Origin of the sequence: Streptomyces vilmorinianum (genome assembly GCF_005517195.1) — a bacterium.
GTDB classification, from domain to species: domain Bacteria; phylum Actinomycetota; class Actinomycetes; order Streptomycetales; family Streptomycetaceae; genus Streptomyces; species Streptomyces vilmorinianum.
Genome location: NZ_CP040244.1, coordinates 3523293 through 3549984, shown reverse-complemented (window position 1 = coordinate 3549984; position 26692 = coordinate 3523293). Strand labels below are relative to the sequence as shown.

The 26692-nt window shown below is 73.1% G+C and carries 21 protein-coding genes; 8 read left to right on the top strand and 13 right to left on the bottom strand.

Going from position 1 to position 26692, the window contains the following annotated elements; all coding sequences use genetic code 11:
• Positions 1-43: 43 nt before the first annotated feature.
• On the bottom strand, positions 44-772 hold the full coding sequence (locus FDM97_RS16640; protein ID WP_137991190.1) for a TetR family transcriptional regulator: 729 nt from the start codon (positions 770-772) through the stop codon (positions 44-46).
• Between the two features lie 96 nt (positions 773-868).
• On the opposite strand from FDM97_RS16640, the gene FDM97_RS16635 reads away from it, so the two are divergent.
• Both FDM97_RS16635 and FDM97_RS16630 read left to right on the top strand, forming a co-directional pair.
• On the top strand, positions 869-1183 hold the full coding sequence (locus FDM97_RS16635) for an FAD-dependent monooxygenase (RefSeq protein WP_137991189.1): 315 nt from the start codon (positions 869-871) through the stop codon (positions 1181-1183).
• Positions 1184-1222: 39 nt separating this feature from the next.
• A complete protein-coding gene (locus FDM97_RS16630) occupies positions 1223-1666 on the top strand; it encodes a hypothetical protein (RefSeq protein WP_137991188.1) in 444 nt (147 codons plus the stop codon).
• Here the strand turns inward: FDM97_RS16630 and FDM97_RS16625 are convergent.
• The 8 genes from FDM97_RS16625 to FDM97_RS16585 form a co-directional block, all read right to left on the bottom strand.
• Entirely contained in the window at positions 1657-3903 is a 2247-nt protein-coding gene (locus FDM97_RS16625; protein ID WP_137991187.1) for a serine/threonine-protein kinase, read from the bottom strand. The two genes, FDM97_RS16630 and FDM97_RS16625, sit on opposite strands and share 10 nt — an antisense overlap.
• Positions 3885-4781, bottom strand: a complete 897-nt coding sequence (locus FDM97_RS16620) for an oxygenase MpaB family protein (RefSeq protein ID WP_137991186.1) — start codon at positions 4779-4781, stop codon at positions 3885-3887. Before FDM97_RS16620 ends, FDM97_RS16625 begins: the two co-directional genes overlap by 19 nt.
• A gap of 33 nt (positions 4782-4814) precedes the next feature.
• Complete coding sequence (locus tag FDM97_RS16615; protein ID WP_137991185.1) at positions 4815-5270, bottom strand: hypothetical protein; 456 nt, start codon at positions 5268-5270, stop codon at positions 4815-4817.
• 51 nt (positions 5271-5321) lie between these two features.
• Positions 5322-6587, bottom strand: a complete 1266-nt coding sequence (locus FDM97_RS16610; RefSeq protein ID WP_137991184.1) for a phage baseplate protein — start codon at positions 6585-6587, stop codon at positions 5322-5324.
• On the bottom strand, positions 6584-7630 hold the full coding sequence (locus FDM97_RS16605) for a GNAT family N-acetyltransferase (protein WP_137991183.1): 1047 nt from the start codon (positions 7628-7630) through the stop codon (positions 6584-6586). Before FDM97_RS16605 ends, FDM97_RS16610 begins: the two co-directional genes overlap by 4 nt.
• 82 nt (positions 7631-7712) lie before the next feature.
• Positions 7713-9746, bottom strand: coding sequence for an elongation factor G (locus FDM97_RS16600; RefSeq protein ID WP_137991182.1), 2034 nt, complete (start codon positions 9744-9746; stop codon positions 7713-7715).
• A gap of 373 nt (positions 9747-10119) precedes the next feature.
• Entirely contained in the window at positions 10120-11298 is a 1179-nt protein-coding gene (locus FDM97_RS16590; RefSeq protein WP_137991181.1) for an acyl-CoA dehydrogenase family protein, read from the bottom strand.
• A gap of 168 nt (positions 11299-11466) precedes the next feature.
• Positions 11467-11667, bottom strand: coding sequence for a hypothetical protein (locus FDM97_RS16585; protein WP_137991180.1), 201 nt, complete (start codon positions 11665-11667; stop codon positions 11467-11469).
• A gap of 159 nt (positions 11668-11826) precedes the next feature.
• On the opposite strand from FDM97_RS16585, the gene FDM97_RS16580 reads away from it, so the two are divergent.
• On the top strand, positions 11827-12735 hold the full coding sequence (locus FDM97_RS16580; RefSeq protein WP_137991179.1) for a siderophore-interacting protein: 909 nt from the start codon (positions 11827-11829) through the stop codon (positions 12733-12735).
• 53 nt (positions 12736-12788) lie between these two features.
• Here the strand turns inward: FDM97_RS16580 and FDM97_RS16575 are convergent, their stop codons facing one another.
• Complete coding sequence (locus tag FDM97_RS16575) at positions 12789-16049, bottom strand: ATP-binding protein (RefSeq protein ID WP_137991178.1); 3261 nt, start codon at positions 16047-16049, stop codon at positions 12789-12791.
• Between the two features lie 87 nt (positions 16050-16136).
• Between FDM97_RS16575 and FDM97_RS16570 the strand changes: the two genes are divergently transcribed.
• Positions 16137-18224 carry a SpoIIE family protein phosphatase gene (locus tag FDM97_RS16570; RefSeq protein ID WP_137991177.1) on the top strand — a complete coding sequence of 696 codons (2088 nt, stop codon included), beginning with the start codon at positions 16137-16139 and terminating at the stop codon, positions 18222-18224.
• Between the two features lie 9 nt (positions 18225-18233).
• A complete protein-coding gene (locus tag FDM97_RS16565; protein WP_137991176.1) occupies positions 18234-19256 on the top strand; it encodes a PHP domain-containing protein in 1023 nt (340 codons plus the stop codon).
• Positions 19257-19341: 85 nt separating this feature from the next.
• Here FDM97_RS16565 and FDM97_RS16560 read toward each other — a convergent pair whose 3' ends face one another.
• The 3 genes from FDM97_RS16560 to FDM97_RS16550 form a co-directional block, all read right to left on the bottom strand.
• Positions 19342-20733 (bottom strand): NADP-dependent succinic semialdehyde dehydrogenase, encoded by a 1392-nt coding sequence (locus FDM97_RS16560; RefSeq protein WP_137991175.1) that lies wholly within the window; start codon positions 20731-20733, stop codon positions 19342-19344.
• A 131-nt stretch (positions 20734-20864) separates the two neighbouring features.
• On the bottom strand, positions 20865-21536 hold the full coding sequence (locus FDM97_RS16555) for a ThuA domain-containing protein (protein WP_137991174.1): 672 nt from the start codon (positions 21534-21536) through the stop codon (positions 20865-20867).
• A 109-nt stretch (positions 21537-21645) separates the two neighbouring features.
• Positions 21646-22296, bottom strand: a complete 651-nt coding sequence (locus tag FDM97_RS16550) for a TetR/AcrR family transcriptional regulator (RefSeq protein ID WP_137991173.1) — start codon at positions 22294-22296, stop codon at positions 21646-21648.
• Between the two features lie 90 nt (positions 22297-22386).
• Here FDM97_RS16550 and FDM97_RS16545 point away from each other — a divergent pair, with 90 nt between their 5' ends.
• From FDM97_RS16545 to FDM97_RS16535, 3 genes are all read left to right on the top strand, one after another.
• Positions 22387-24891 carry an FHA domain-containing protein gene (locus FDM97_RS16545; RefSeq protein ID WP_137991172.1) on the top strand — a complete coding sequence of 835 codons (2505 nt, stop codon included), beginning with the start codon at positions 22387-22389 and terminating at the stop codon, positions 24889-24891.
• Positions 24892-24972: 81 nt separating this feature from the next.
• A complete protein-coding gene (locus tag FDM97_RS16540) occupies positions 24973-25683 on the top strand; it encodes an SH3 domain-containing protein (protein ID WP_137991171.1) in 711 nt (236 codons plus the stop codon).
• On the top strand, positions 25683-26672 hold the full coding sequence (locus tag FDM97_RS16535; protein ID WP_137991170.1) for a serine/threonine-protein kinase: 990 nt from the start codon (positions 25683-25685) through the stop codon (positions 26670-26672). The genes FDM97_RS16540 and FDM97_RS16535 overlap by 1 nt, the downstream gene beginning before the upstream one ends.
• Positions 26673-26692 lie beyond the last annotated feature (20 nt).

Genomic DNA, 26692 nt, shown 5'->3' with positions numbered 1-26692 from the left:
TCCGTGTCAGCTCGCCTGTCTCATAAATCGTCGCATTAATGTCTCAGTCTTTTTGCGACGGGGCGAGATGGCGGTAGACCGTGGCACGGGAGACGCCGAGCGCGTCCGCGATCTCGGCGGCCGTGCTCCCGGCGCCATGGAGACGCCGGGCCCGGGCGGCCATCTCCTCGGTCATGGCGGCGGGCCGGCCGCGGCGGGGCCGGGAACCGGGGCGGCGGACCTCGCCGTCGCCGTCGCCGTCGAGGAGGCGGTGCACACCGGCGAGCACCTCGGCGCGCAACTCGTCGACCGGGGCGTCGGCGAAGAGCACCACCGGGTCGCCGAGCATGGCGATCGCCTGGGCCGCCCGCACGCGCCCGGCGAAGTCCGCCTCCGCGCCCGCGACCAGCGCGTTGGCCCGGAGCAGGGCGCCCTTGAAGCGTTCGAAGACCGGTCCGGGCGCGGCCAGGGCCAGGTCCTGGAGGTTGAGCCTGAGCAGTCCTCGGTGGGTCAGCCAGACGTCCAGCAGCCCCTCGACGGCCGCCCATCGCGCCTCTTCGGGTGCGCGTCGCGCGGCCCCGGTCATCGCCGCTTCGAGGTCGCCGAGCATGGGTTCGGCCAGGGCGGCGAGGATGTCCGCCTTGCCGGCGAAGTGGTAGAGCACGGCGGCCTTGGTGACGCCGACGCGGTCCGCGATCTCGCGTAGGGAGGTCGCGTGGAAGCCGCGCGCGGCGAACTCCTCGCCCGCGACGCGCAGGATCCGGGCCCTGGTACGCGTCTCCTCCTCGGTCATGCCGGAGACCGTATCCCCTTGCCTGACCGACGGACAGGAGAATGGCGTGGACACTGACCGACGGTCAGGGCTGGTGGGTGAGGAAGGGTGAGCGTCATGAGGGGCGACACGGTACTGATCTCCGGAGCGGGCATCGCCGGTCCCGTCCTCGCGTACTGGCTGGCGCGGCACGGGATGCGGCCGACGGTCGTGGAGCACGCGCGGGACCTGCTGTCCAGCGGCAGCCCGGTGGATGTCGCGGGGCAGGCGCTGACGGTGGCGGAGGACATGGGCGTCCTGCCCCGGCTGCGGGAGGCCGCCACCCCGGTCACACGACTCCGGCTCGTCGACGGCTCGGGCGGTCCGGTCGCCACGGTTCCCACGCCGGGCCAAGGAGTCGGTGGGGCGGCGGGGGGTCCCCGGCAGCGGTAAGGGACACTGCGGCCGGGGGGCCGAGCCGAGGAGGGGCGCGTGGGGCGCATGCGGGACGTCGTCGACTTCGGGCCGGGGCCGGCGCAGGACGTCGTCCCGGCCGCCGTGGGGATGGCCGCGGCAACGGGCCTGCTCTACCTGGGGCTGTGGTGGGACGGTGACCCCATGTCGGCCGAGACCTTGCGCTGGTGCGTTCGGTCGGGTGTCGTCGGTCTGGCCGGACTGCTGTTTCTGCCCCGGACGCGCGGTGCGCGGCTGACCGCCGACTGCCTGCTCGTCTTCCCCGCCTTCGGCCGCGGACGCCGCATCCCCTGGCCGGACGTCTCGGATGTCGCCGTACGGCGCGTCGCCGGCGTGCGGCACGTGACCGTCGGCCTCGTCACGGGCGAGCGCCTGACACTCAGGGCTCCTCTGTCGTTCCTCGACCGTCGTTTCGACGCGCGCGTGCGGGAGCTGACCGAGTGGTGGCGCGCTCAGCGCTGAGCGCTCCCCTCCCCGTCGCTGCTGCGCAGGGCGGCCACCCGGCGGTAGAGCTCGACGGCCTCGGTGTGGCGGCCGAGTTGTTCCAGGCAGTGGGCCTCGTCGTGGCGGCTTGCCAGGGTGTCGGGGTGGTCGGGGCCGAGGACGCGGTCGCGGGCCTCGGCGACCTGGCGGTAGACGGTCAGGGCGTCCGGCCAGCGGGCGAGCCAGCCGAGGCCGACGGCGATCTCGCGGCGGCTGACGAGGGTGTCCGGGTGGTCGGCGCCGAGGACGCGTTCGCGGGCCGCGCACACCTCCCGGGCCTCCTCGACGGCCTCCTCCCAGCGGGAGAGCCGGCCCAGGTTGACCCCGATGCCGTGGCGGGCGCGCAGCGTCTCGGGGTCGTCGGGCCCGTGCGCGCGGGTGCGGGCTTCGCTCAGGTCGCGGTAGAGCTCCAGCGCCTCTTCGCTCCGGCCGAGCCGGCCCAGGCAGATGCCGACCTCGTAGCGGGCGGCGAGCGTGTCGAGGTGGTCGGCGCCGAGGACGGCGCCACGCGCCGCGGCGACCTCGCGGTAGGCGGCGAGCGCCTCCGGCCAGCGCCCCAGCCGGCCGAGCGTGTACGCCACTTCGTAACGCGTCACGAGCGTGTCCGGGTGCTCGTCGCCGAGGAGCCGGGCCCGTGCCTCCGCGACCTCCCGCGCCATCCGGTACGACTCGTCCAGACGGCCGAGCCGGCCCAGGTTGAAGGCCAGGTTGTGGCGGCACCGCAGGGTGTCGGGGTGGTCGGGGCCCATGGTGCGCTCGCGGGAGGCGAGCACCGCCGCGTACACCTGGTGTGCCTCGAAGTGGCGCCCGAGGCGGCCGAGTACGTACGCCGTCTCCTGACGCGCGGCCAGGGTGTCGGGGTGGTCGGGGCCCAGCACGCGCTCGCGGCCCTCGGTGACCCGGGTGAACGCGCGCAGGGCGTCGGCGGGGCGGGCGAGCCTGCTGAGCGTGAAGCCGACCTCGTACCCGCTGGCGAGGGTGTCGGGGTGGTCGGGGCCCAGCACGCGCTCACGGACCTCGGCGACGGACCGGTGCACGTCCGCCGCCTCGTCCCAGCGGCCGAGTCGGCCGAGGCTGAGGCCGGCCTTGTGCCGGCTGGCGAGGACGGCGAGCAGTTCCGGCGAGGGGGTGGCCCGCCCGTCGCCGACGGGCGCCGGGGGCAGCACCCGGGACGGGGCGGTCCACTCCCCCGTGAGCCCGGCCGCCGGGTCGAACGCCACGGTTCTCAGGGCGAGGGAACCCGCCGTCGCCCTGTGTCCCGTGGTCATCCCCCTGGCCCAGGAAGGGAGTCGGGAGACGTCCGCCTCCGGCACCTGTACGGACAGCGACACGGGCAGCGGCATGGACAGCGCCACGGGCTCCGGTCCGGCGGTGCGGGCCGAGGCGATACGACGGCGCAGATCGGTCGCGTCGGTGGGCCGCCCGTCCGGCGTCTTGGCGAGCAGATCGAGCACGATCCGGTCCAGATAGCCGGGCAGCTCGGCGCGGTGCGTGCGCAGCGGCTCGGGCGGCGTGTCGCGGTGGCCGACGAGGATGGCCCATGTGTCGTCGAGGTCGAAGGGCGGGACGCCGGTGGCGATCTCGTACAGCACGCACCCCAGCGAGTACAGGTCGCTGCGGTGGTCGACCTCGCCGCCGCTGATCTGCTCCGGGGACATGTAGTGCGGGGTTCCCATGGCGATGCCGGTGCCGGTGAGACGGGACGTGAAGCCGATGTCGGCGCCGAGGCGCGCTATCCCGAAGTCGCAGATCTTCACCGCGCCGTCGCCGAGCCGCATGATGTTGGCGGGCTTGAGGTCGCGGTGCACGACCCCTTGGCGATGGGTGTACGCGAGGGCGTCGGCGACCTGTTCGGCGATGTCCTCGACGTCCCGCACCGGCAGCGGGTGCTTCCGGTTCTCCTCCAGGAGCTGGCTGAGGTTGTGGCCCTCCAGGAGCTCCATGACGAGGAAGAGCACCCCGTCGGACTCGCCGAAGTCATGGACGACGGTCACTCCGCGATGCTGGAGCGAGGCGGCGACGCGCGCCTCGCGCCGGAACCGTTCGCGCAGCACCGCGAAGTTGGCGTCGTGCTGCTGTCCCAGCGGCTTGAGGCACTTGACCGCGACACGCCGGCCGAGCGACTCGTCGGTGGCACGCCACACCTCGCCCATGCCCCCGCGCCCGATCACGTCGTGCAGCCGGTACCGGCCCTGGATCAGCCTGGTCTCCGCCATCGCGTGCTGTCGCCCCCGTCGATTCTCTGCGCCCTCCCCGGCCCGTCCAGTATGGCCGCCTGGCTGCGGAGTGTGTACGGGGCGGGGCGTGCGTCGGGGCCGAGACGTGCCATCGCCTTCAGGATGTGACCTGGGGGAAGGCGCCAGCGGAGCCGGTCCGGGATGCAGCGCAGCAGATTGCCCGCCGCGGTGAGCCGGTACGTGACGGTCTCGGGCGGCGGCGCGGGCCGGCCGTACAGGGCGTGGGCGTAGGGGGGCAGGGAGTCGTACGCGAGTGACACCACGCGCCGCCAGACGATCTCGCGCGCCGGGACGAGGGCGGGCGGGACCGGGGGGCGGCGCAGAAACGCGTCGACGGTGCGCGCGTCCTCGCCGGCGGCGAGCCGGGGCCGTATCGCGTCGAAGTAGCGGTCGAGCTCGTCGGCGGTGGCGGGCACTTCGCGCGGGTCGAGCCCGACGAGCCGGGCGGACTCGCGGTGTTCGTCGATGTAGCGGTCGGCCTGGGCGTCGCTGATCGGGATGCCCGAGCGGCGTACGACCGAGAGGTAGGAGTCGACCTCGGCGCAGTGCACCCAGAGCAGCAGCTCGGGGTCGTCGACCCCGAGCAGCCGGTGGATCTTCCGCACCCGGGCTCCGGCGGCCTCGGCGGCCTCGGTGGTGCCGTAGCTGAGCGTGCCGACGAAGTTCGCCGTCCGCAGGAGCCGGCCCCAGGCGTCCCGCCGGAAGTCGCTGTTGATCATGACTCCGCGGACGGCGACCGGGTGCAGTGCCTGAAGGTAGAGGGCGCGGACCCCGGCGATCCACATCACCGGGTCACCGTGCAGCTGCCAGGTGACGGAGTGGGGACCGAAGAGCCCGGGGTCGGCGTCCTGCCTCATGCGTTCAGGCTACGGGTGCTGTCGCCGGATCTGCTATCGCCAGATCACCTGGATCGCGTCGAACTGGACCCAGGTGATCGGGTTGCCGCTGTTGGCGCCGTAGATGCTCACGGATCCGGCGGTGTTGATCTCGAAGCGGCAGGCGTTGATGCCCTGGCTGTTGTTGCGGGGCGTCGCGGCGCGCACGTACCAGGTGGGCGGCGTGAACCCGGCCGGCAGGGTGGCGATCTTGGTGTCGGCGGCGAGGCTGCAGGTGATCGCGCCACGGGCCTGGAGGAACGTGGTGTCGGCGATCGTGATGAGGCGGACCTGCGGGGTGGCGCCCGCCTGCGCGGTGATGCCCGGCTCCAGGACGAGGTCGGTCCAGGCCCCGGCGACGACGCCGGCCGCGGCGGCGGGCGTGGCGGCGATCAGGTTGCCGGCGGCCGCGGCGGCGGGCATGGCGAGGGCGGCGCCGAGGATGCTACGGCGGTTGAAGGACTGGGACATGGCGAATCGGCTCCTTGGCCAGAAGAGATGAGCGGGAGAAAGGTGGTGGGGTCAGCGCCAGACGGCGTTGAAGCTGTCCAGCTGCGCCCAGGTGATGACGTTGGTGGTGCGGCCGCCGAAGAGCCGGAGCTGGCGGTCGTTGCCCGCCTCGACACGGGCGACGCAGTAGCCTCCGCTGCTGTTCCGGGGGACGTTGGCGCGGCAGACCATGCTGGGGGTGAGCGCGTCGGGCAGGGTGCCGATGACGGCGTCACCGTCGAAGCTGCCCTTGATTCCGCCGCTGAGCTGCAGCGTCGTCGTTCCGGCGATGCTGATGAGCCGGCCCTTGGGGGCGTTCTGGTCGACGGTGACCCCGGCGGCGAGGGTGATCGGCTGCCAGTCGGTCAGGACCTTCACGCCGTCGACCTCGGGGGCCGCGGAGAGCGACATGATGGTGCAGGTGCGCGGGCCGGGGTCCTCGGTGGCGAAGCCGAAGTGGAGGTGCGGCACACCGTTGCGTACGGACACGGTCATGCCCTCGGCCTCGCGGTGCTCCAGGCCGGGACCGGCGGTGATGTGCTGCCGGTCCAGCATGGCGCCGGTGGCCCACTCGAACGCGGTGATGTACGTGTCGCCGGGCAGGGCGACCGCGGACAGGGCCTGGCCCTGGAGCGTGTAGAGGACGCCGTTGTGGGAGGCGTACCCCTGGAAGACGCCCGCCGGAAGGGCCGGGGTGATGCGCTGGATGGGCTCCCATACGCCGGCCGCCGCCTTGGCCAGGTCGTACCGCTCGTAGTGCGGCCCGCCGTTGAGGGAGAAGCGCAGGACGAGCTCGTTGGTGCTGCGGTCGATGGTGGGGGTGATGAAGCGGGCGGCCGGGTCGGGGCTGTACGGCAGGGTGTGCAGCGAGGAGCCGTAGTCGAGGACCGTGCCGGAACGGAACGCGAAGCTGGTCACCTTCGAGCCGAAGCCCTCGTTCTTGCTGTTGGGTATCGACGCCGTCTCGGTCCACAGATGGATGGCCCCGGCGCGGTTCTCCACGCCGACGTTGACGCCGTGTCCGAAGCCGCGCAGGTACATGTACCCGGTGATCGAGCCGGACGGGGAGAGCCGGGTGACGCACAGGTCGCCCTGCTCGGACCGCTGCGCCCAGGCGATGGCCGAGGACTCGCCGGAGAGCTGGATCCCGCCCTCCATGATCTGGAGCACGAAGATGTCGCCGGACACGGGGTCGATGCCGAACGACTGCATGACCGTGGCGTTCTTCAGCGTTCGCCGGTGGAGCAGCTTGCCCACCGGTCCCGCGATGTCTATCTGTCCTTCAACGCTGATGCTCAACGCCGGGGCTCCTTCGTGTGGTGCGTGTGCTGGGTTTCGTCCGTCCAGGTGGCGGACTCGATGAGCCAGGCACCGGAGGACGTGGTCAGGTGGAGGTTCATGCGTCCCCATCCCGCGAAGGGGACGCCGTCGTGGATGCCGTGCTTGTGGTAGAGCGAGCTCCGCAGGGCACGTCCGGCGGTGACGACGGTCGTGAACGCGACCTCGAACTCGTGGAAGTCGGTCAGCTCCGGCCCGTTGAGGAGGGCGTGACGGGGCGCCAGGAACTCCTCCACGTTCGTACGGTCGAGGTTCCCGTTCTCGTCCACGCGCTCGATGACGGCGTCGGGCGCGAGGGCGGCGCGGGCGGCGTCGAGGCTCACCGGCTCCCCCGCGCGGCGGGTGAACGCGGAGAAGAAGGCGGTGGCGACCGCGTCGACGGCCCGCTCCTCGGCGGTACGCGGCGGGGTCCCGCGCCACTCGGCCGCGAGGACCGCGAACACCGAGTCGCTGCACCAGGCGTTCTTGAGGAAGACGCTGTCGCGGTGGACGGCCTCGTGGCGCATGCCGACCCGCCGCATGAGGGCCGCGGAGGCGACGTTGCGCACGTCGCAGAACCCGATGACGCGGTGCCAGCCGAAGCTGTCGAAGGCGATGTCGAGTGCGGCCGTGACCGCCTCGGTGGCGATCCCGGTGCCGTGCACGTCCGGGTGGAAGGCGAACCCGACCTGGCCGGTGGCCGGTTCGTCGGGCTCCCGCCTCAGGAGCACTTCGCCGACGACCCGGCCCGACTCGGTCTCCACGGCCAGGTCGAGCCAGTCGCCGGGGTTCGCGAGCGCCTCGCCGGCGAGCACACGCTCCAGGGTCCGCGCGGTCATCTCCCGGGTGTGCGGTTCGTGCGGCAGGTAGAGCGCGACCTCGGGCAGGGAGCGGTGGGCGTGGATGGCGTCGAGGTCGTCCCTGCGGACGGGGCGCAGGCGCAGCCGCTTCGTACGGACCGGGTACTGCGGATGTACGGGGGCATCGGGGGCTGCCGGGTCGGGCACGTCGGCCGGGTCGGGCATCTGCTCTCCGTTCGGGCGGTGGACTTGATCTCGAACAGTGTGCCGTGTGCCGTGTGCCGGTCCGACAGCCCCCCGTGGTCTTTCAGACCCGGCGCAGGACGTGGCGGAGGTACTCCTTCCGGTTCAGGGGGTTGTGGTCCGTGCGGGCCCGGGTCGGGACCGCGCCGGCGACCGGCCGGTAGTGGGCGAAGGCGCTCTCCAGGACGCCTTCGCCCTGGGTGAGCGAGGGCAGTCGCTGCTGCAGCTCGTGCACGCGGGCCGCCGGGATGTCGCCCTCCAGGACGAGGGAGCGCCCGCGCTGCTCCGTCGTCCCCGGGAGTGCGCCGGCCCGGGTCAGGACGGGCAGGAGGGTGTCGAGCGTCCCCTCGGGGATCTCCAGCCGGAACCGGTGGACCGGCTCGTGCACCCGGGTCCCGGCCTCGAGGAGGGCGCTCATCAGGACGAGGGGGGTCAGATGGCGGAAGTCCCCCGCGGTGCTCGACATGCTCTTGTCGAAGGTGCCGTGAGCGTGGCTCTGGCGTGCCAGGTAGCGGGAGCGGGTGAGGGTGACCGCGCAGTCGGGGATACGCCAGCCGTGGACGCCCTGCCGCAGCGTCGCGTCGACGGTCTCCCGCACCGCGTTGAGGAACGCGAGGGGGAGCGAGCCGAGTTCGATGCCGAGGCGGAACTCCACGCCGCTGCCGGGCGGTGCCGGTGCGACGCGCAGTCCGATCGCGGCGAGGAACGGGTTGCCGTCCCCGCCGATCGCCTCGAACGCGGCGCCCGTGCGGCTCAGGCGCTCGACGCAGAGGGGGGTGGTCGCGCGGAAGGTGACGCCGATGCCGTACGCGTCGGCGAGCGTCGCCTGGATCACCTCCTTCTGCACCTCGCCGTAGAGCGAGAGGTGGGTCTCCTCGCGCGGTTCGTCCCGGCGCAGGTCGATCAGCGGGTCCTGCTCGGCGAGTTGGGTGAGGGCGACATGGAGGCGTCCTCGGTCGGCGGCCCGCTCGGGGACGACGACGGTCTCCAGGGTCGGCGGCGCGAAGTGCCCTTGCACGTCGCGCACGGGGGCGGGTTCTCCCGGGGCGCTGATCGTGTCCCCGACACGGATGCCGCCGAGGCCCCGGAGCCGGGCGATCCGGCCCGCGCGGGCGACGCCCCGGCCGTCGGCGGCATCGTGGCCGAAGACGTCGACGCCGGTGACTTTCCCCTCGGCGACGTGATCGGCGCCGTTTCCCCCGCGGAATTGCACGGTGTCCCGGGTCCGTACGGTGCCGGAGAACATGCGTACGTACGCGATCTTCTCGCCGGCCGTGCCACGCTCCACCGTGAAGACGGTTCCGGAAACCGGCCCTTCGCTGTCTCCCGCGACGGCGGGGAGGAATTCCCTCACGCCCGCCATCAGGCTGGTGACCCCCGCACCGGTGATCGCGGATCCGAAGAAGACCGGGTGGGCCAGGACGTGCGCGGTCTGCCGCGCCAACTCCGCCCGCAGCCGCTCGGGGGAGATCTGTTGCGGGTTCTCCACGCACCGGGCGAGAAACGCGTCGTCCTGTGCGGTGAGGAGGTCGAGCAGACCGGACGAGAAGGTGGTGTCGGCCGGGCCGTACGGTGTGAACGCGGCCGCGGCCGTGCCCAGGGCACGCGTCGAACCCATGGGGACGACGCAGGAGGTGAGCTTCTCCCGGATGCCCCGGAGGGTGCCTTCGCGGTCCGCGCCACGGCGGTCGATCTTGTTCACGAAGATCAGCGTCGGAATGCCGAGCCGCCTCAACGTCCGCATGAGAACGCGGGTCTGGGCCTGCACCCCTTCGACGGCGGACACGACGAGCACGGCCCCGTCCAGCACGCTCAGGACGCGCTCCACCTCGGCGATGAAGTCGGGGTGGCCGGGGGTGTCGATCAGATTGACGGCGATGTCGTCGACGGCGAAGGACACGACGGCGGATCTGATCGTGATGCCGCGCTGCCGCTCCAGGTCGAGCGAGTCGGTCTGCGTACTTCCCTCGTCGACGCTCCCGACGGCGTCGATGGCACCGGCGGCGTACAGAAGCCGCTCGGTGAGGCTGGTCTTTCCCGCGTCAATGTGAGCGAGAATCCCCAGATTCAGGTTGTTCGGTTCGAGCGATGAACTCATCAAGCCTCAGGTCCTCTGTGCGGATGGTGACTCCTTCCTCGGGGGCGGGCTTGACGGGGATGCGCATGGGGGAACTCCTTGCCGAATTCAGGGTGGGTCGCGTGACCCGCGCGACGCTACCGCAGGCGCGTCGCGCGGGCATGTCGTTTTCCCGGCCCGCGCGCCGCAACTGATCGCCTACCACTTCTCCATCGACGAGTCCGAGTCCGAGTCCGAGTCCACGATGACCGTGGTGACCGTCCATCGCCCGAAGGCCGAGATGCTCGGCGGAGGGACCGTCACCCTCCACACCCCGCAGGCGGGCTCCAGCCGACCGCGCCCTCTCCGGAACGGCGCCTGAGGTCTTGCGGCGCGACGCGGATCTGTTGTCCCCTCAGCGCCGGACGCGGGGCATTCCGAGGCCGATCCAGGAGATGATCTCGCGCTGGATCTCGTTGTTGCCGCCACCGAAGGTGAAGATGACGGCCGAGCGGTAGCCGCGTTCGAGTTCGCCGTGGAGGACCGCGCCGGCGGAGCCCTCCTTGAGGGCGCCGGCCGAGCCGACGACCTCCATGAGCCAGGCGTAGGCGTCGCGGCGGGCCTCGGAGCCGTAGACCTTGACGGCGGAGGCGTCCTGGGGGGTGAGGGTGCCCTGCTGGACGGCGTTCACCATCTGCCAGTTGAGGAGTTTCATCGCGTCGAGCCGGGTGTGCGTACGGGCCAGGCTGCGGCGCACCCAGCCGAGGTCGATCACCCGGCGTCCGTCGGCGAGCTTGGTCCCGGCGGCCCATCGCTGGACGTCGTGGAGGGCGCGGATCGCCATCGTGCCGTGGGCGGCGAGGGTCACGCGTTCGTGGTTGAGCTGGTTGGTGATGAGCCGCCAGCCCTTGTTCTCCTCGCCGACGCGGTGGGAGACGGGCACGCGGACGTTCTCGTAGTAGCTGGCGGTCGTGTCGTGCGAGGCGAGGGTGTTGATGAGGGTGCAGGAGTAGCCGGGGTCGGTGGTCGGCACGAGCAGCATGGTGATGCCCTTGTGGGCCGGGGCGTCCGGGTCGGTGCGGACGGCGAGCCAGACCCAGTCGGCGGTGTCGCCGTTCGTCGTCCAGATCTTCTGCCCATTGACGATGTAGGCGTCACCGTCCCTGACCGCGCGCGTCTTGAGGGCTGCCAGGTCGGTACCGGCGTCGGGCTCGCTGTAGCCGATGGCGAAGTCGATCTCCCCGGAGAGGATCTTCGGCAGGAAGTACGCCTTCTGCTCGTCGGTACCGAACTGCATGATCGTCGGGCCGACGGTGTTCAGGGCCATCAGCGGCAGCGGGACGCCGGCCTGGGCGGCCTCGTCGAAGAAGATGAACTGCTCCATGGGGCTCAGCCCGCGCCCCCCGTACGCGACGGGCCAGCCGACCCCGAGCCAGCCGTCCGTGCCGAGCCTGCGCACGGTCTCGCGGTAGAACCGCTTCTGGGCGGACGGGTCGGCGTAGCGGGCGTGGACGTCGTCCGGGACGAGCTCGGCGAAGTACCCGCGCAGCTCCTCGCGCAAGCGGTGCTGGGCGGGCGTGTACTCGAGGTGCATGGGGCCTCCCGTGGCAGCGTCCTGGGTACCGTGCGCGCGACGGCGGCCACGGTAGAACGTGTTCCACAAATGGGGAAGCCCCAGGGCGCGCCGAGGCCCACGTGCGCAGACCGCCCCGGCCCGGTACGGGGCCGGGCCGAGGCGGTGGGGCGGGCTTCGGGTCCGGGGTCAGGGCAGGAGCTCGTCCAGGGAGGCGCGTCCCTTCTGCGCCATCCGGCGCTCCGCCCACGCGAGACTCTTCGGATTCACGTCACGTCCGGAGGCGAGGACCAGATCCTCCGCCGTGTATTCGCCCTCCGACCCGGCGTGCAAGAGGCGATCGGGCGTCGGGCTCTCCCCCGGAGATGTCTTGTCGGACTCAGCGTTCATGCCGCCTCCTACTAGTTCTTCCGGCACTGGCCATTGTCGTGTCCGTCCCCCGGTCCCGCATCCGGGCCGGGGCGGCGCCGCCGTGTCGGTTCCGTGTCGGCGGCATGTCGGCGGGGCCGGGGAGGGTGGTGGGCCGAGCCACGACACACAGGAGCCCCGATGTCCCAGCCTCCGGCCCGGCCTGAGCCCGAGCCCCTTCCCCTCCGCCGTATCCGGGTCGTCGCCGTCCGGCCGCTCACCCCGCGCATGATCAGGGTCACCTTCGGTGGCGCGTCCCTCGCCGACCTCACGCTCGCCGGGCCCGACCAGCAGGTGAAGCTCTACTTCCCCCGGCGCGGCCAGTCCGAGCCCGTGCTGCCCGCGCCCGGCGACACGGACGGTGACGCGGAGGGTGACGTGATGCGCTGGTACGCGGCGTACGGCGCGATTCCGGAGCCCGAGCGCCCCTGGATGCGCAGTTACACGATCCGGTCCCATGATCCGGCGGCGGCGACCCTCGACATCGACTTCTACGTCCACGGTGAGGGCGTGAACGGGAATCACGGTCCCGCGACGCGCTGGGCCCGGGCCGCACGGCCGGGCGACACGCTGGGCATGTTCGGACCGTCGGCGTACTTCGCCCGGCCGCTCTCCGTCGGCGCCGCTGACTGGACGCTGCTCGCCGCCGACGGATGCTCGCTCCCGGCGCTCGCGACCATCGCCGAGGCGCTGCCGCCCGGCCACCGGGCCCTGGCGTTCGTGCAGGTCGCCGACGCGGCGGAGGAGCGGACGCCGGTGACGCCCGGCGAGCTGACCGTGCACTGGCTGCACGGGGACGCGTCGGTGGTCGACGCGGTGCGGGCGGCCGCGCTCCCGGCCGGGGCGCCGTCCGTGTGGCTGGCCGGTGAGGCCGGGGCCGTACGGGCACTGCGGCGGCATCTGGTGGAGGAGCGCGGGTACGACCGGCGCGCCGTCGAGTTCACGGGGTACTGGCGCCGGCACCTCACGCAGGACGACGCCCCTACCCCGGAGGACCTCGCGGAGGCGCGGGAGCGGCTGGAGGCGGCGGGCGGGAGCGCCGGGGCCTGACGGATCCGGCCTCCAAGCTCCGAGCTCAGCGCTCTACGCTCTGCGCTCTGCGCTCAGACGAGGGCGGCGGCCTCCTTCACCGCGAGGCGGCCACCCTCCTCGTACCGCAGCGCGTAGGTCCGCGGGTCCAGGACCGCGCGCAGGGCTCGCTCGGCCTGTTCCCTCACCGAGGCCTCGGTCTGCGCGGTGAAGGGGCGGAAGCCGACCCCTCCCGCGTGCCGGCTGTGGGCGTCGTACGCGCCGAGAAGGCGGGCGCCGTCCTCTGCGTCGCTCCGCACGCCCAGGCCGGCCTTGGCCCAGGCCGCCGTCGCGAACTGGCCGACCACGAGAGAGGGGGCCACGAGGTACGCGAGGCTCTCGACGTCCCGCAGGGCGCGGGCCAGATGCCCGGTCGCCTCGCCGTAGGCGCCGTCGAGACAGTCGAGCCAGCCGCGCAGTCCGCCGGTCAGCCCGGTGAACAGATCGGGCGTGTCGCCGGTGAAGTCGCGCTCCATGTAGGCGAGTTGTTCGCGGGCCAGGGCCGTGCGGCCGGTGTGCGCGTAGTGCTGGGCGAGGAGCAGGCGGGGCGTGCTGACGGGCTCGCCGTGCGACTCCCCCGCCTCCTCTGCGGCTTCGGTCAGGAGACGCTCGGCCTCCGACCGCGCCGCCGCGTCGCCGGGCATCCGCAGGCGTACGGCGGCGAGTCGGGCCTTGAAGACGGGGACCTGGGTGAGGGCGCCGAGGAGGGCGGAGGCCTCCGCGGCCCGCTCGAAGTCGGCGGCGGCCTCGGCGAGCCGGCCCGACCTCTCGTACGCCTCGCCGCGCGCGGAGAGGGATTCGGCGGTGCCCCACGAGTCCTGGGCTCGCTCGAAGAAGGCCAGCGCCCGCTCGGCGTCGTCGGGGCGGTCGCCGAGGAGCTTGGCCCGCATGAGGAGGGTGAAGGCGAGCTCCCAGTCGGCTCCGTGGGCGCGGCAGGCGGCGACGACGGCCTCCAGGGTCTCGTCGAGGCTGTGGAACTCGCCGGTCATCAGGCGGGCGAAGTACCACATCGAGCCCGGCTGGCGGCAGTTCTGCGGCATTCCGGGACGGTAGGCGGAGGCGATGGCGTCGAGGCGGGCGCGGGTCTCGGGACGCTCCAGGGCGGTGGCGCCTTCGCCGCCCTCGGCCGCGAGAACCATCAGGGCACAGCCGCGCCGGGCCTCCCACAGCTGTTCCTCGGTCCACGGGGGCGGCGTGTCGGTGCAGCGGTCGACGAGGGGTACGGCGTGCCGCAGGGGCGGGGCGAACGGGTCGGGGCCGAGCGCCGCCGCGGCCAGGGACCAGGCGCGGGCGTCGGGCTGCCGGGCACGGAGCTGCCAGAACCAGTTCATGGACAGGACGAGGCAGAGCGCCTCCTGCTCCTCACCGAGTTCCACGGCGGTCCGCAGGGCGGCCGTCACGTTGTCGTGCTCGGCCTCCAGCCGGTGCAGCCAGACGTGCTGGCCGCCGCCGCGGAGTCGGGGGTCGCCGGTGCGGGCGAGTTCGCGGTAGTGGACGAGGTGGCGGTGTTCGGCGGCGGCGCGGTCCCCGGCCTCGTCGAGGCGTTCGGCGGCGTACTCGGCGACGGTCTCCAGGAGGCGGTAGCGCATGTCGCCACCGGCGGCGGGTGCGGCGACGACGAGCGACTTGTCGACGAGGGAGCCGAGGACGTCGAGGACGCCGTGGGCGTCGTGGGCGTCGGCGGCGCAGACGGCCTCGGCCGCCTCCAGGTCGCAGCCGCCCGAGAAGACCGACAGGCGGCGCAGGACGGCGCGTTCGGCGTCGTCGAGGAGGTCCCAGGACCAGTCGACGACGGCGCGCAGGGTCTGCTGGCGCGGCAGGACGGTCCGGGCTCCGGAGGTCAGCAGGCGGAAGCGGTCGTCGAGCCGGTCGGCGATCCGGCGCGGGGTGAGCATCCGCAGCCGGGCCGCCGCCAGTTCGATGGCGAGGGGAAGACCGTCCAGGCGACGGCAGATCTCGGCACACGCCTCGGGATCGGCGGCCGGATCGAACCCCGCCCGCGCGGCCGCCCCACGATCCGCGAGCAGCCGTAGCGCGCTGTCCCGCGACAGTGGCTCCACCGGTCGTACGAACTCCCCCGGCACACCCAGGGGTTCGCGGCTGGTCGCCAGCACGGTCACCCCCGGGCAGCGGGCCAGCAGGGTCTCCGCGAGCTCCGCCGCCGCGCCCACCACGTGCTCGCAGTTGTCCAGGAGCAGCAGCAGACGGCGGGCACCGCAGTGCTCCACGAGCCGGGTGAGCGCGTCGCGGGCGTTCTGCTCGACGACCGCCGGCCCGCTCCACAGCTGGGTCTCGCGGCCGCCCAGCGCGGTGAGGACGGCGGAGGGTACGTCGGACTCCGCGCGTACGGAGGCGAGTTCGGCCACCCTGACCCCGTCCGGCCAGGCGCCGGCCCCGTGCGCGGCGGACTCCAGGGCGAGCCGGGTCTTCCCCACCCCGCCGGGCCCGAGCAGGGTGACCAGGCGCCGTTCCCGCAACTCGTCCACGACGGCGTCACGTTCCTTCTCCCGTCCGACGAAGGACGTGAGACGTGCGGGGAGACCCGGGTGTTCCGTCACGGGCGTCTCACCGGCCAGCAACTCCGCGTGCAGAGCGCGTAGTTCCGGTCCCGGGTCCGCACCCAGGCGGTCGGCGAGGACGGTGCGTACCTCCTCGTACGCCCGCAGTGCCTCGGCCGGACGGCCGGCCGCCCGCAGGGCACGGATCCGGAGCGCCTGCACAGGCTCGTCCAGGGGATGCTCGGCCGCCAGGGCCGCCAGGGGGGCGAGCGCGGTCCGGGCCTGGCCGAGGGCCACGGCGGCGGCGAGACGGTCCCGGCGGGCCTGCGCGTGGCGCTGCTCCGCGCGTACGACCAGGGGTTCGCCGTCCCGGCCCGGCAGGTCGGCGAGCACCGGCCCGCGCCACAGGCCGAGCGCCTCGTCGAGGAGCCGCGCCGCCCGCGCCACGTCCCCCTCCGCGAGCGCCCCGGCCCCCTCGGCGGCCAGCCGCTCGAACACGTACAGGTCCACGTCCTCGGGACCCGCCGCCAGCCGGTAGCCGCCCTGGGCGAAGACCACGGCCTCCCGCCCCAGTGCCCGGCGCAGCCGTCCGACCAGCGCCTGCAGGGCCTCCCTGCCGTCCCCGGGCGGGCTGTCCTCCCAGATCTGCGCGATGAGCTGCCCCGCCGCGACACTCCGCCCGCCGGCGGCGGCCAGAGCGGCCAGCAGCGCCCGGAGCCGGGAGCCGCTGAGCACGGCCTCGCGGCCGTCGGCGCGAAGGGCCAGGCCGGTGCCGAGGACACGGTAGTGCGGGATCACCGGCCCATTCTGCCCGGCCGGGGAAAACTGCGGCACGCCGTGTCGCCGCCATGGCGTCGAAGGGGCGCGGGTTCGACAATGGTGAGGATGACCGATGACGACCGGCGCACGCGCAGTGGCGAGATCGGGCCCACCGAGCGGCTCGCCATGAATCGGACCGGCAGCTTCGACTGGGACCTCGACACGGGCACCATCGACGTCGACGAGGCCGGGCTGCTGGTGTTCGGGCTGGAACCGGACAGGTTCGACGGGCGCCCCGCCTCGCTCGTCCACCGTCTCGACCCCGAGGAGCGGTCGCGGCTGGAGGCGGTGATCCGCGGTGCGATCACCAGCGGCGAGTCCTCGTACACCGCGCATTTCCGGATCGAGCGGGACGACGGGACACCCCAGTGGACGCATGTCCAGGCGCGGATTCTGCGGACGGCGGACAGGATGGCCCACCGGATCGTCGGCATCGTCCGGGACACCACCGCCGAGGTCACGCACTCCGCCTTCGTCCTGGAGCTGGAGAAGCGCCGCGAGGTGCAGACCAGCATCGTGGAGCGGACCACGCACGCGCTGTCGCGAGCCGTGACGGTCGACGACGTCACGGCCGCCCTGACCGGCCCCGGCGGGCTCGCCCGGCTCGGCGCGGACGGTCTCGCGCTCGGTCTGGTGGAGAACGGTTCGCTCAACGTCATCGCGCTCAGCGGGGAGTCCCTGGACGTCCTCGACGTCTTCCGCAACCGCCGCCTGGAGCGGGGCCTGCCGCTGGCCGAGGCGGTCCTGAGCGGGCGCCCCCGGTTCGTGCCCTCGTTCTCCTCCCTGGGGCGGGACTTCCCCGAGCTCGCCCCCTACCTGGAGCGGCTGCGGTTCAAGTCCGCCTGCTATCTGCCCCTGGTCGCCCAGGCGCGCACGCTCGGCGGCATGGCGCTGTTCTACCGGCGCCGCTCGTCGTTCAACGCCGACGAGCGCAACCTGCTGCTCGGCCTCGCCGCGATCGTCTCCCAGTCGCTCCAGCGCGCCATCCTCTTCGACGAGGAGCGCGAGCTGGCCACCGGGCTGCAGGCGACGATGCTGCCCCGCCGTATCCCGGCCATCTCCGGCGGGGAGATCGCCGTCCGCTACCACGCGGCGTGGAGCGGGCGCGAGGTCGGCGGCGACTGGTACGACGTGATCCCGCTGCCCCGCGACCGGGTCGGGGTCGTGGTCGGGGACGTGCAGGGGCACGACACCCACGCCGCCGCCATCATGGGCCAGTTGAGGATCGCGCTCCGGGCGTACGCGGGTGAGGGACACGCGCCCTCGACCGTCCTCGCACGGGCCTCGCGCTTTCTCGCCGAGCTCGACACCAACCGGTTCGCGACCTGCACCTACGCCCAGGTGGACCTGGGCACCGGCACCGTGCGGGCGGTGCGCGCCGGGCATCTGGGCCCGCTGATCCGGCACACGGACGGCCGGGTCGGGCAGCCGAAGCTGCGCGGCGGGCTGCCGCTCGGGCTCGCGACGGTGTTCGGGGACGAGGAGTTCCCCGAGACCCGGCTCGACCTCGTGCCGGGCGAGACGCTGGTGCTGTACACGGACGGTCTGGTGGAGCAGCCGGACTCGGACATCGAGACGGGTCTGGAAGCGCTGTCGGCGGCGATGAGCAGCGGTCCGCCACAGGCGGAGGCGCTCGCGGACCATCTGTCCGAGCAGCTCTGGGAGCGGTGGGGTTCGGGCGACGACGTGGCCCTGCTCGTGCTGCGGCGCAGCCCGGACCCCGGCACGCCGCGGGCGCCGCGCATCCACCAGTACATCCACCAGGCCGATCCGCAGGGGCTTTCGGACGCACGCGCGGCGGTGGGGCAGGCCCTTCGGGACTGGAACATGTCCGAACTGGCCGACGACGCCGAGCTGTTGACCGGCGAGCTGCTCGTCAACGTACTGCTGCACACCGAGGGTGGCGCGGTGCTCACCCTGGAGGTGCTGCCCGAGCCGGTGCGACGGGTGCGTCTTTCGGTGCAGGATCGTTCGAGCGCGTGGCCGCGCAGGCGCACGCCGGGAGAGGCGGCGACCTCGGGACGGGGGCTGCTGCTGCTCGACGCGCTGGCGTCGCGGTGGGGTGTGGAGCCGCGTGGCGAGGGCAAGGCGGTGTGGTGCGAGATCGGTCCGGCGCCCGTGCCGGCCGCGGCCGAACCCCCCGGCCGGGGGTGAGGAGCGGTCATGGATCCCGTGGCGGCGCTGGACCGGATCGCCTTCCTCCTCGAGCGCTCGCAGGCACCGACGTACCGGGTACGGGCGTTCCGTACCGCGTCCGCCGCCGTCGCCGCCATGCCGGACGGCGAGGCGGAGAGCCGCGTGGCGGCCGGGACGCTGGAGTCCGTCAAGGGCATCGGGCCGAAGACGGCGGCCGTGATCCGGGAGGCGCTCGCGGGGCGGGTGCCGGAGTATCTGGCGCGACTGGAGGCCGAGATCGCCGTTCCGGAGGCCAGCGGCGGCGAGACCCTCCGGGCGGCGTTGCGCGGGGACTGCCACCTCCACTCCGAGTGGTCGGACGGCGGCAGCACCATCGAGGACATGGGGCGGACGGCGGCGCGGATCGGCCACGAGTGGGCCGTCCTGACCGACCACTCGCCCAGCCTGAAGGTCGCCCGGGGTCTCTCGCCGCAGCGGCTGCGCGAGCAACTGGACGTGGTGGCAGGGCTGAACGAGGAGTGGGCGCCGTTCCGGCTGCTGACCGGGATCGAGTGCGACATCCTGGAGGACGGTTCGCTGGACCAGGAGCCGGAGCTGCTCGACCGTCTGGACCTGGTGGTCGGCTCGGTGCACTCGAAGCTGCGGATGGACGCGCCGGCGATGACCCGGCGGATGGAGAAGGCGGTACGCAATCCCCTGATGGACGTGCTCGGTCACTGCACGGGGCGGCTGGTGAGCGGGGGGCGGCTGCGGCCCGAGTCGACCTTCGACGCGGAGCGGGTCTTCGCCGCGTGCGCCGAGTCGGGGACGGCGGTGGAGATCAACAGCCGCCCGGAGCGCCTCGATCCGCCGCGCCGGCTGCTGCGCCGGGCGGTGGCGGCGGGGGTCTGGTTCGCGGTGGACACGGACGCGCACGCGCCGGGGCAGTTGGAGTGGCAGATCTTCGGGTGTGCGCGGGCGGAGGAGTGCGGGGTGCCGGCCGAGCGCGTGATCAACACGTGGTCGGCCGAGGAGCTGCTCACGTGGACACGGGAGCGCCGGGGCCCGTGACCGGCGGGCTCGTGACCCGCGGGCTCATGACCCGCGGGCTCATGACCGGCGGGCCCTTGACCGGCGGGCCCGTGACCCGCGGGGCTCAGGAGCGCTGCCAGACCGTGGTCGCGTTGCAGAACTCGCGGATGCCGTGGCCGGAGAGCTCGCGACCGTAGCCGGAGCGCTTCACGCCGCCGAACGGGAGGGCCGGGTGGGAGGCCGTCATCCCGTTGACGAAGACGCCACCGGCCTCCAGGTCCCGTACGAAGAAGGCGATGTCCTCGTCGTTACGGGTCCAGACGTTCGAACTGAGCCCGAAGGGCGAGTCGTTGGCGACGGCCACGGCCTCCTCGATGTCGGTCACCGGGTAGAGGGTGGCGACCGGGCCGAAGGCCTCCTCCTGGTGGATGCGCATCTCGGGGGTGATGCCGGTGAGCACGGTCGGCCGGTAGTACCAGCCGCGCGGCCGGTCCTCGGGGCGGGCCGCGCCGCACAGGACCGTGGCGCCCTTGCGCACGGCGTCGTCGACGAGTTCCTCGAGGTCGGCGCGGCCCTGCTCGGTGGCGAGCGGGCCGATGTCGGTGGAGTCGTCGAGGGGGTCGCCGACGGTCAGGGCGTTCATGGCGGCGGTGAAGCGTTCGGCGAAGTCGTCGTAGACGTCGGCGTGGATGATGAACCGCTTGGCCGCGATGCAGGACTGGCCGTTGTTCTGGACGCGCGCGGTGACGGCGGTCTTGACGGCCCGCGGGACGTCGGCGGAGGGCATGACGATGTACGGGTCGCTGCCGCCGAGCTCCATGACCGTCTTCTTGATCTCGTCGCCCGCGATGGCGGCGACCGAGCGGCCGGCGGGCTCGCTGCCGGTCAGTGTGGCGGCGGCGACCCGGCGGTCGCGCAGGACCGCCTCGACGGCGCCGGAGCCGATGAGCAGGGTCTGGAAGCAGCCTTCGGGGAACCCGGCGCGGCGGAAGAGGTCGCTGAGGTAGAGGGCGGTCCTGGGCACGTTGGAGGCGTGCTTGAGCAGGCCGGTGTTGCCGGCCATGAGGGCGGGCGCGGCAAACCGGATGACCTGCCAGAGCGGGAAGTTCCAGGGCATGACGGCGAGGATCGGGCCGAGGGGGCGGTACTGGACCCGGACGGCGTCGGCGCCGGAGTCCTGGACGTCGGCCTCGGCGGGGTGCTCGTCGGCGAGGAGCTCCTCGGCGTGATCGGCGTACCAGCGCATGGCCTTGGCGCACTTGGCGGCCTCGGCACGGGCGGCCGCGATCGGCTTGCCCATCTCGGTGGTCATCGTGCGGGCGATGTCCTCGGCGTCCTCGTCGAGGAGGTCGGCGGCGCGGCGCATGAGACGGGCGCGTTCGGCGAAGGAGGTGGTGCGGTACTGCCGGAAGGTCTCGTGGGCGGTGGCGATGCGCCGCTCGACCTCTTCGGGCCCGTGGGCGTCGTAGGTGCGCAGTGTCTCCCCGGTCGCGGGGTTCACAGTGGCGATGCCCATGTCGTCTCCTCCTGCCGTCCGCCCCACGGGAACCCTCCCGCGCGGGGCGGCACACCGCAATCGGGGGCGGTGCGGTGGGGTGACGGGGCCACGGGGGGGCCGGCGTGGCCCCGGTCCGGCGGTCCGTCCCGTCAGAGGTTCTCCCTGCCCGCCACCCACCGCAGCGCCCCGGACAGGTGCGCCCGGAAGGTCTCGTCCCCGTACGCCTCCGCCGCGTGCCCCAGGGCCGTGAAGAAGACGCGGCCGCGGTCGGCCTCCCGGCACCACGCCAGGGGGTGGTCGGCGCCCAGCGTTCCGCCGCGGTAGGTCGACTCGTCCGCGCGGGCCAGCACCCGCACCCCGGTCCCCCGGGGGTTCGACGTGAAGTTGTACCACTCGTCCGTCCAGGCCCACCGGTCCGGCAGCGGGGCCGTGGACGGGTGGTCGTGGGTGTCCACGCACACCACGCCCGGCTGGATCTCCGGGTGACCGTCGAAGCGGGTGCCGAGGAGGTCGCCGTAGAAGGGCCAGTCCGGTTCGGCGTTGGCCGCCGCGTGGATCGCGAGGAAGCCGCCGCCGGCGCGAACGTACGCCTCGAAGGCCGAACGGCCCGGCGCGCTCAGGACGGGGCCGGTCGTCGACAGGAAGACCACCGCCGCGCACCGCTCCAGCCGTTCGGCCGTGAACACCGCCGGGTCCTCGGTCGTCTCGGCCACCAGCCCCGCCGACGCCGCCAGCTCCGCGAGGGCCGCCGCGCCCGTGGGAATCGAGTCGTGGCGGTAGCCCGCGGTGCGGGTGTAGATCAGGACGTCCGCGATCGGCACGAGGTCAGCTCCCTGCAGTAAGCGCTTTCCGCCCGACCGTAGCCACCGGCGTCCTCGTGCCGCAAGACCGTTCCGCCCGCCAGGACACCGGGAGTCACTCGCTCCGGGATCAGATCACGGCGTCGGAACCGGACCCGTTCGTCCGGTCGCCGGGGATCTCCCGGGTCGACGCCGCCAACAGCGGGGCGAGGAAGTCCCGTTCGAGGCTGCCCGGCGGAAGCTCCTCCGGTTCGACATAGCTCTGCGCGAGTCCGCCCTCGCGCAGGGCGATCAGCAGCCGGGCGAACCGGTCGGCGTCCACGGTCAGTTCACGTCCCGCCCGGCGCAGTACGGACTGCAGCCCCCGGGCGATCTCGGCCCGCAGCCGGGCGTCGTGGCGGGCGAGCACCCACGCCGCCTGCGGATCGCGGATGGCGTGCAGGGTGAACTCGGTGGTGACGAGATACCAGTCCCGCTCCTCGGGCTCGACACGCGAGGCGAGCTCGGCGAGCCGCTCCAGGGTGCACTCCTCGGCGGCCAGGCCGTCGATCGCCTCCGCGAGACGCCGCACGATCCGTTCGCTGTGCTCGTCGAAGAGGGCGAGGAAGAGCTCTTCCTTGCTGGCGAAGTTCGAGTAGTACGCACCCCGGGTGTATCCGGCGCGTTCGCAGATCTGCTCGATCGAGGTGGCGTGGAAGCCGTGCGCGGCGAACGTCCCCAGAGCGGCCTCGAGCAGGGCGGCCCGGGTCCTGGGCCGGCGCTTGGTGACACCCTTCGGCACGGCTGGGCCTCCTTCGGTCGCGATCGGGGCGCCCACGATACCGGCGCCTCTCGCAGGGCGGGGATCAGCCCCGGACGATAAAATTCACGCATGGGAGAGCGGCCCGTAGCGCCCGCCGCGCCCGAGCTCGTCCTCGAGATCGACGGGGATGCGACCGTGATGAGGCCGAGCCGGGTCTACCGCATCGGGCGTGACCCCACCAGCGACATCGTGCTCGCGGACGACAGGACGTCCTGGCACCACGCGGTCCTGCGGGCCGTGGGCGACCACTGGACCCTGGAGGACGAGGGCAGCACGAACGGCACCTTCGCGGACAGCCACCGCATCGCGGTGCGCGAGGTCGGTCCGGGGACGGTCATACGGTTCGGGCATCCCGGGGACGGGCCGTGCGCCGTGCTCTCCGGCACCGCGCCGCCCGCCGCGCCCGCCGCGCCCGCGGAACCCCTCGCGCCCTCGGCGCCCGCGCGGGAGCCCGGCCCGTCGACCCCCGTACCGCCACCCGTACCGGACCCTGAACCACCCCCTCCCGCGCCGCCGCCCGTGCCCACGCCGGAGCCCCCGGCTCCCGCACCGCCGCGCACCCCGCCCCGGCCCTCCTCCGTGTCCCATCCGGCCGCCACCGGCACCTTCCGGCAGCCGACGTCCGTGCGGCCGCTCCCCACGCGGACCGTGCGCATCGGGCGCGGGCCGGACAACGACCTCGTCGTCGACGACCTGGTGGTCTCCCGGCGCCACGCCGAACTGCGGGCGCACCCCGACGGCACGTACTGGATCTACGACCTCGGCAGTCACAACGGCACCTTCCTCAACGGCAGTCCCGTGGCCGCCGCCCGCGTGACCCCGGACGACATCGTCGGCATCGGGCACTCCGCGTTCTGCCTCATCGGGAGCCAGCTCGTCGAGTTCACCGACACCGGCGAGGTCTCCCTCGACGTGCAGGATCTGGCGGTCACCGTCGACCACGGCCGCAAGACCCTCCTGGACGAGGTCTCCTTCCCGGTCGGGCAGAAATGCCTGCTCGCCGTGGTCGGGCCGTCCGGCTCGGGCAAGTCCACCCTGCTCGGCGCCCTCACCGGGCAGCGCCCCGCCGACCGGGGCACGGTCCTCTACGACGGCCGGGACCTGTACCGGGACTACGCGGAGCTGCGCCAGCGCATCGGACTCGTCCCGCAGGACGACATCCTGCACCTCCAGCTCACCGTACGGCGGGCCCTCGGCTACGCCGCCGAACTGCGCTTTCCCGAGGACACCGCGGCGGCCGAGCGCCGGGCCCGGGTCGACGAGGTCATCGGCGAACTCGGCCTCGTCGAGCGGGCGGAGCAGCACATCCACAGTCTCTCCGGCGGCCAGCGCAAGCGCGTCAGCGTGGCCCTGGAGCTGCTCACGAAGCCCTCGCTGCTCTTCCTGGACGAGCCCACCTCCGGGCTCGACCCCGGCATGGACCGTTCGGTGATGCACATGCTCCGCGGGCTTGCGGACGACGGCCGTACGGTCATCGTCGTCACGCACAGCGTGCTGAGTCTGGACGTCTGCGACCGGCTGCTCGTGCTCGCTCCCGGCGGGCGGGTCGCCTACTACGGGCCGCCGGGTGACACGCTGGACTTCTTCGGGTTCGACCAGTGGCCGGAGGCGTTCGAGGCCTTCGAGAACGACCGCGGCCGCGACTGGGCGGGCCAGTACCGCACCTCCCGCTTCCACCACCAGTACATCGCCGACGCGATGGACCGGACGGCGCTGTCCCGGACCGGGGCGGTGCCGGAGCCCGGGCCGCCGCGCAAGGCGCAGAGCTGGGGCTCCCAGCTGCGCACGCTGGTGCGCCGTTACACCACCGCACTGGCCGCCGACCGGACCTTCCTCGCCATCATGATCGCCCTGCCGTTCGTGATGGGGGCGATGGCCCGGGCCCTCTCGGAGGGCAGTCTCAACCCCGAGTCGACGTTGAACGTCCTGCTCATCCTCTGTGTCGGCGGTGTCCTGACGGGAGCCGCGAACGCGGTGCGCGAGCTGGTCAAGGAGCGGACGATCTACCGGCGCGAGAGAGCCGTGGGCCTGTCCCGCTCCGCGTATCTCATGTCGAAGGTCGTCGTCCTCGGTCTGATCACCGTCGTCCAGGCCGTCGTCCTCACGCTGGTCGCGCTGATCGGTGTGCCGCTGAACGTGCCGGACGGCAAAGGCGTGCTCTTCCCGCCACTCGTGGAGCTCACCCTCGCGGTCGCGCTGCTCTCCTTCACGGCGATGATGCTCGGTCTGTTCGTCTCCGCCGTGGTGCGCAAGGAGGAGGTGACCATGCCGCTGCTCGTCCTGCTCGCCATCGTCCAGGTGGTGTTCTGCGGCGCGCTGCTCACCGTCCAGGGATCGCCGGTCCTCGAACAGCTGGCGTGGCTGGTCCCGTCGCGGTGGGCGTTCGCGGCGATGGGCGCGACGATCGACATCGGCAAGATCGCGCCGAGCGAGAAGACGACGGACCCGCTCATGAACCACACCGCGGAGGCCTGGCTGTTCGACATGGGGATGCTGGTGGTGCTCGCTGTCGTCCTCGGCTTCGTCGTCGCGCGGCTGCTGCGGCGCCATGAGCCGGTGATCATGCGGAAGTAGCCGATGTCCAGGAGCGGATGTCCAGGATGAGACATCCAATATCCGATATCCGATATCCGGAAGAGAGAAGGCAGGCGGCCCATGGGGATCCCGGTCACTCCCCCGGTACCGGACTACGTTCCGGACTTCCGGCCGACGCACGTCGTGCCGCGTGACGGCATGCCCGCCTGGGAGGCTCCCGACCCGGGGCTCCCCACCGCGCCGCTCGACGCGTTCCTGCCCGTGCAGCTCATGGAGCGGGTCGGGGACTGGGGGCAGATCCTCTGCTCCAACGGCTGGTCCGCGTGGGTCGACGCCCGGCTGCTGGTCTCCGTACCCGTGGATCCGCCGGAGGCCCGTCAGTCGCTCGCCAGGACCGCCGATCCACGGCCGCTGATCGCCCGTGCGGAGGAGTCGCTGGGCCGCTACCGGCGGGCCGCGGAGGAGCTGGCGGCGGGACGGACGGACGGGGACGGGTTCCGGCGCCGCACGCACGGGCTGCGGGTCGGGATGGTGGTCGACGGCGAGGCGCTGTGGCTGTACGACGCGGAGCACGAGCGCTGGGTGTACTGCGACGGCCTCACACTCCGTACGTACGCGGCCTCGGCCGGCCCCTCGGCGGCCTCCGCCGTGCCGGAGGAAGAGGACGCGGCCGGGCCGGAGGAGAACGCGGCCGGGCCGGTGGCCGTGGCCGGACACGAGCCGACGAGGGTGGTGCCACGGCTCGACGAGGAGGAGGGGCGGCCGAAGGAACCCGCCGGACCGCCGCCCACCCGGGTCGTGGACCGGACGAACCTGCCGGGTGAGGACTGATGGCCGGCGCGGCCCGGGACACGGATCTGCCGGTCGGCCGGGAGTCGGGGCTCATCGGCAAGCAGATCGCGGGCTACGTGGTGGAGGCGGAGATCGGGCGCGGCGGGATGGCGGTCGTCTACCGGGCGCGTGACCTGCGGCTCGACCGGACGGTGGCGCTGAAGCTGCTCGCGCCCGAGCTGGCCCGTAACGACACGTTCCGCAAGCGGTTCGCGCACGAGTCGCGGGTGGCGGCGGCGATCGACCATCCGCACATCGTGCCGGTCTTCGAGGCGGGCGAGACGGAGGGCGTGCTGTACATCGCGATGCGGTACGTCGCCGGGCAGGATCTGCGGGCGCTGCTCGACCGGGAGGGCGCGCTGCCGCCGGTGAAGGCGGGCCGGATCGCCGTCCAGGTGGCGTCCGCGCTGGACGCGGCGCACGCGCACGATCTGGTGCACCGGGATGTGAAGCCGGGCAACATCCTGGTCGCCGAGGGCACTGACCGCGACCATCCGGAGCATGTCTATCTCACGGACTTCGGGCTGACGAAGAAGTCCCTGTCGCTGACCGGTCTGACGACCGTGGGGCAGTTCGTGGGCACGCTCGACTATGTGGCGCCCGAACAGATCTCGGGGAAGCCCGTGGACGGCCGGTGCGATGTGTACAGCCTGGCGTGCGTGGTCTACGAGACGCTGACCGGGGTGCCGCCGTTCCGTCGCGACGACGACATGGCGCTGCTCTGGGCCCATCAGTACGATCCGCCGCCGCCGTTGTCCTCGGAGCGGCCGGAGCTTGCGGAGGCGGGGGACGAGGTGATGGCGAAGGCCCTGGCGAAGGCGCCCGAGGAGCGCTACGGGAGTTGCCTCGAGTTCGTCACCACGCTGCGGGCGGCCCTGGAGCGGGGCGGCCCCGGTCCGGGCGGCCGTGACGGACCGGTCGCACCGGAACCTCCGTCGGCGCCCCCCGCGCCGCCCGCCTGGGCCCGGCCGGTGTTCCGGGAGCCTTAGCGCGGCGGCGGCTGCGAGCC

What these genes read in the sequence shown, in the direction of transcription:
- FDM97_RS16640 (WP_137991190.1), bottom strand. Translation starts at nt 772, where the DNA reads ATGACCGAGGAGGAGACGCGTACCAGGGCCCGGATCCTGCGCGTCGCG.
- FDM97_RS16635 (WP_137991189.1), top strand. Translation starts at nt 869, where the DNA reads ATGAGGGGCGACACGGTACTGATCTCCGGAGCGGGCATCGCCGGTCCC.
- FDM97_RS16625 (WP_137991187.1), bottom strand. Translation starts at nt 3,903, where the DNA reads ATGGCGGAGACCAGGCTGATCCAGGGCCGGTACCGGCTGCACGACGTG.
- FDM97_RS16620 (WP_137991186.1), bottom strand. Translation starts at nt 4,781, where the DNA reads ATGAGGCAGGACGCCGACCCCGGGCTCTTCGGTCCCCACTCCGTCACC.
- FDM97_RS16615 (WP_137991185.1), bottom strand. Translation starts at nt 5,270, where the DNA reads ATGTCCCAGTCCTTCAACCGCCGTAGCATCCTCGGCGCCGCCCTCGCC.
- FDM97_RS16605 (WP_137991183.1), bottom strand. Translation starts at nt 7,630, where the DNA reads ATGCCCGACCCGGCCGACGTGCCCGACCCGGCAGCCCCCGATGCCCCC.
- FDM97_RS16600 (WP_137991182.1), bottom strand. Translation starts at nt 9,746, where the DNA reads ATGAGTTCATCGCTCGAACCGAACAACCTGAATCTGGGGATTCTCGCT.
- FDM97_RS16590 (WP_137991181.1), bottom strand. Translation starts at nt 11,298, where the DNA reads ATGCACCTCGAGTACACGCCCGCCCAGCACCGCTTGCGCGAGGAGCTG.
- FDM97_RS16585 (WP_137991180.1), bottom strand. Translation starts at nt 11,667, where the DNA reads ATGAACGCTGAGTCCGACAAGACATCTCCGGGGGAGAGCCCGACGCCC.
- FDM97_RS16580 (WP_137991179.1), top strand. Translation starts at nt 11,827, where the DNA reads ATGTCCCAGCCTCCGGCCCGGCCTGAGCCCGAGCCCCTTCCCCTCCGC.
- FDM97_RS16570 (WP_137991177.1), top strand. Translation starts at nt 16,137, where the DNA reads ATGACCGATGACGACCGGCGCACGCGCAGTGGCGAGATCGGGCCCACC.
- FDM97_RS16565 (WP_137991176.1), top strand. Translation starts at nt 18,234, where the DNA reads ATGGATCCCGTGGCGGCGCTGGACCGGATCGCCTTCCTCCTCGAGCGC.
- FDM97_RS16560 (WP_137991175.1), bottom strand. Translation starts at nt 20,733, where the DNA reads ATGGGCATCGCCACTGTGAACCCCGCGACCGGGGAGACACTGCGCACC.
- FDM97_RS16545 (WP_137991172.1), top strand. Translation starts at nt 22,387, where the DNA reads ATGGGAGAGCGGCCCGTAGCGCCCGCCGCGCCCGAGCTCGTCCTCGAG.
- FDM97_RS16540 (WP_137991171.1), top strand. Translation starts at nt 24,973, where the DNA reads ATGGGGATCCCGGTCACTCCCCCGGTACCGGACTACGTTCCGGACTTC.
- FDM97_RS16535 (WP_137991170.1), top strand. Translation starts at nt 25,683, where the DNA reads ATGGCCGGCGCGGCCCGGGACACGGATCTGCCGGTCGGCCGGGAGTCG.